Source organism: Pseudoflavonifractor sp. 60 (genome assembly GCF_009911645.1).
Taxonomy (GTDB): domain Bacteria; phylum Bacillota; class Clostridia; order Oscillospirales; family Oscillospiraceae; genus Lawsonibacter.
In genome coordinates, this window is record NZ_QWKI01000301.1 from 1 (window position 1) to 3,591 (window position 3,591).

Sequence of the window (3,591 nt, forward strand, 5' to 3'; positions counted from 1 at the left end):
CCGGGGGTGCAAAAACGAGAACGTCACCGATTTCCGTTATGCCCTGGTGGAGTCGGACTCCATGCCAGTGGAGGAACAGAACGCCCTTCTCCGGGAACTGGAACTGCCCATCGCCGCGCTGGTCCACTCCGGTGGCAAGAGCCTCCACGCCATCGTCCGGGTGGAGGCGGACAGCTATGAGGAGTACCGAAAGCGGGTGGACTTCCTCTATGAGGTCTGCCGGAAATACGGCCTGGACGTGGACCGGCAAAACCGCAATCCCTCCCGGCTGTCCCGGATGCCGGGGGTGGAGCGGAACGGGGCGCGGCAGTTTCTGGCAGATACCAATCTGGGGAAGGCTTCCTGGAGCGAGTGGCGGGACTGGATCGACGGGATCAACGACGACCTGCCCGACCCGGAGGGGGACCTGGACACCGGCCTGCCTCAGCTGGCCCCCTCCCTCATCGAGAACGTGCTGCGCCAAGGACACAAGATGCTGCTGGCCGGCCCCAGCAAGGCGGGCAAATCCTTCGCCCTTATCGAGCTGGCGGTGTGTATTGCTGAGGGCCTGCCCTGGCTGGGCTTTCCCTGCGCCCAAGGCAAGGTAATGTACGTCAACCTGGAGCTGGACCGGGCCTCCTGTCTCCACCGCTTCCGCGACGTGCGCCAGGCCATGGGCGCCCCCGCCCGGAACAGTGTGGATATCTGGAACCTGCGGGGCAAGTCGGTGCCCATGGATCAGCTGGCCCCCAAGCTCATTCGCCGGGCGTCCAAAAAGAACTACATCGCTGTTATCATCGACCCCATCTATAAGATCATCACCGGCGACGAGAACAGCGCCGACCAAATGGCCCGGTTCTGCAACCAGTTCGACAAGGTGTGTACCGAGCTGGGCTGCGCCGTCATCTACTGCCACCACCACTCCAAGGGCCGGCAGGGGGACAAGCGCTCCATGGACCGGGTCAGCGGCTCCGGGGTATTCGCCCGTGACCCTGATGCCCTCCTGGATATGATCGAGCTGCCGGTGAGCGAGGAGCTGCGGCGGCAGGAGCTCAACAACGCCGTCTGCGCCGCCTGCGCCGCCGCGCTGGAGAGGGCGGGGAAGCTGGAGGAGGCCGGCCAGGACGATCTGTGCAGCGAAAGAGCCGCCCTGGAGGCCTGTGAGAGCGTTCTGGGGGAGCAGGAGTACAGGGATATGCTGGCAGCTGTTCAGGAGTCCAGAAGGGCCGCAGAGGCCAGTACGGCCTGGCGCATTGAGGGTACCCTCAGAGAGTTCCCCCGATTTCAGCCCGTCAACGTCTGGTTTCGCTACCCCATCCACCGCCCGGACAGCTCCGGCGTCCTGGCCGATATTGACCCGGAGGGACAGGACCCGGCCTGGAAAAAGGCAGCGGACAAGCGGCGGGAGTCGGCCAAAAAGGCCCGCCGCAGCAAGGCTCAGGAGTTTGAGGACGCTGTGGCCAACTGCAATATGGGAGAGCCGCCTACCCTGAACGACTTGGTGGAGTGGTTCTCTGCCGCGGGGAAAGAGGTGGCCCTCCGAACCGTGCGGGACTGGGTTGCAAAATTCGGATACTACGTAGACAAAAATGACGGCGGCATCAGGAAGAAAATCGACGAGGCGGACTAGCGGCAAAGACCATGCAGCCACGATTGCCGCCATGATTGCGGAAACCATCGTTTTAAGGTCCTTGCCGCATTGGCAAAGACCATGATTTTATGATTGCTGCCGTGGTGGAGGACACCTTAAATTTACGATTGCCGCCATTGCGGCGGGCACCACTACCCCTACGGGGTAAAAAATTCCGCCGCCGCTACGCAGCGTCACGTGTTGGGAGAAGGGGACCACGCGGGGAAGTGGTCCCCCCTTCCTCCCCACATGACGCCGTGACAAAATGGTCCCCGCCAAGCAAATACTTTAGCGAGGTGAAAAGCATAAGACTTGAGTTTTTTATGCCGATGAAGCCGCCCACTGCCACGCACCAGGAAAAGAAATGGCGGGTCGTGAAGGGCAAGCCGGTAAGCTATGATCCCCCGGAGGTGCTGGCGGCCCGGTCAAAGCTGACGGCCCACCTGGCCGGGCACAGTCCGGAACGGCCCTTGGAGGGTGCGGTGCGGCTGCTGGTGAAGTGGTGTTTCTCCAGGGGGCAGCACAAGGACGGTGAGTACCGGATCACCAAGCCCGACACGGATAACTTGAACAAGCTGCTGAAGGACTGCATGACCAATGTGGGGTTCTGGAAGGACGACGCCCAGGTGGCCTCGGAGATCTGCGAAAAATTCTGGGCTGAGGTGCCGGGGATATACGTCTGCGCTGAGGAAATCGCTCCGGCGGACAAAACCTGACACAGGTGTCCAACTTGGACACTGGAAGGAGGCGCGGGGTTTTACATGGAAGAAATTGAAAACTGCGCCGCCAGAATGTGCCCGGTGTGCGGGGAGGACAGCATCGTCTATGATTCCCGGGAGCAGTGGGATGGAAGTATTCGGCGGCGCAGAAAATGCGCTGTGTGTGGAACACGGTTCTTGACCGTGGAAAAATTTGAAAAAATATTGGCAGTACTAGATATAGAAGACAGAAGCGGAAATTCTGGTGTACCATAATCCCAAGAACATAGATGACCTTGAGGATTGTTGCGGAGAGGTGGCGGTATGGCCCGTGGAAAGTTTGAATACTGGCTGACCGAGGACGGGCTGACATTGCTGGAGGGCTGGGCCCGGGACGGGCTGACGGATGCGCAGATGGCGGGGAATATGCGGATCAATCCCGCCACACTCTACGACTGGAAAAAGAAGTATCCCAAGATTTCCGAGGCCCTAAAAAAGGGCAAGGAGGTCGTGGACATCCAGGTGGAGAACGCTCTGCTCAAGCGGGCCCTGGGCTACGACTTCCAGGAGGAAAAAATCGAGAAGTCCGACAAGGACGGCGTGAAAGTGGTCCAGACCGTCAAGCACATCCCGCCTGACACCACCGCCCAAATCTTCTGGCTGAAGAACCGCAGGCCAGACCGGTGGCGGGACAAGCCGGAGCTCACCGCCACAGACGAGGGAGGTGTCCAAATCATTGACGACCTGTAGACTGTCAGAGCTGGTCTCCCCGGCCTTTGCCCAGTCCCACCGGGCGGTGAAGTCCGGGGAGATCGACGAGATCGTGGAGAAGGGCGGGCGGGGGTCCTGCAAATCCAGCTTTATCTCGGTGGAGCTGGTCCTCCAGCTGCTGAAGCACCCCGACAGCCACGCGGTAGTCCTGCGCAAGGTGGGCAACACGCTGCGCACGTCGGTGTACGCCCAAATCTGCTGGGCCATCGCCGAGCTGGGATTGTCCGGCAAATTCAAGTGTACCACCAGCCCCATGGAGTGTACCAACACGGACACCGGCCAGAAGATCCTCTTCTTCGGGCTGGACGACCCCGGCAAGCTGAAATCCATCAAGGTGCCCTTCGGCTATATCGGCCTGGCCTGGTTCGAGGAACTGGACCAGTTCGACGGCCCGGAGCAGGTGCGCAATGTGGAGCAGTCCCTGTTCCGGGGCGGGCCCTGGTCCTTCTGCTTCAAGTCCTTCAATCCCCCCGCTATGGCCCGCAGCTGGACCAACAAGTATGTCCTGGAGCC

The 3,591-nt window shown here is 60.9% G+C and carries 5 protein-coding genes; all 5 read left to right on the forward strand.

All coding sequences use genetic code 11. From position 1 onward, the window contains the following. The coding region (locus D1646_RS21855; RefSeq protein ID WP_160638449.1) for an AAA family ATPase at positions 1-1,609 on the forward strand (1,609 nt) is incomplete at its 5' end. A gap of 323 nt (positions 1,610-1,932) precedes the next feature. Continuing rightward, positions 1,933-2,325 (forward strand): RusA family crossover junction endodeoxyribonuclease, encoded by a 393-nt coding sequence (locus D1646_RS21860; RefSeq protein ID WP_201754803.1) that lies wholly within the window; start codon positions 1,933-1,935, stop codon positions 2,323-2,325. Positions 2,326-2,370: 45 nt separating this feature from the next. Further along, positions 2,371-2,583: a hypothetical protein gene (locus D1646_RS21865; protein WP_160638450.1), complete on the forward strand. Its 213-nt coding sequence runs from the start codon at positions 2,371-2,373 to the stop codon at positions 2,581-2,583. A 48-nt stretch (positions 2,584-2,631) separates the two neighbouring features. Then, complete coding sequence (locus tag D1646_RS21870; RefSeq protein ID WP_160638451.1) at positions 2,632-3,057, forward strand: transposase; 426 nt, start codon at positions 2,632-2,634, stop codon at positions 3,055-3,057. After that, positions 3,044-3,591, forward strand: a 548-nt coding sequence (locus tag D1646_RS21875; RefSeq protein ID WP_160638452.1) for a PBSX family phage terminase large subunit, incomplete at its 3' end; no start/stop codon positions are given. The genes D1646_RS21870 and D1646_RS21875, both read left to right, overlap by 14 nt.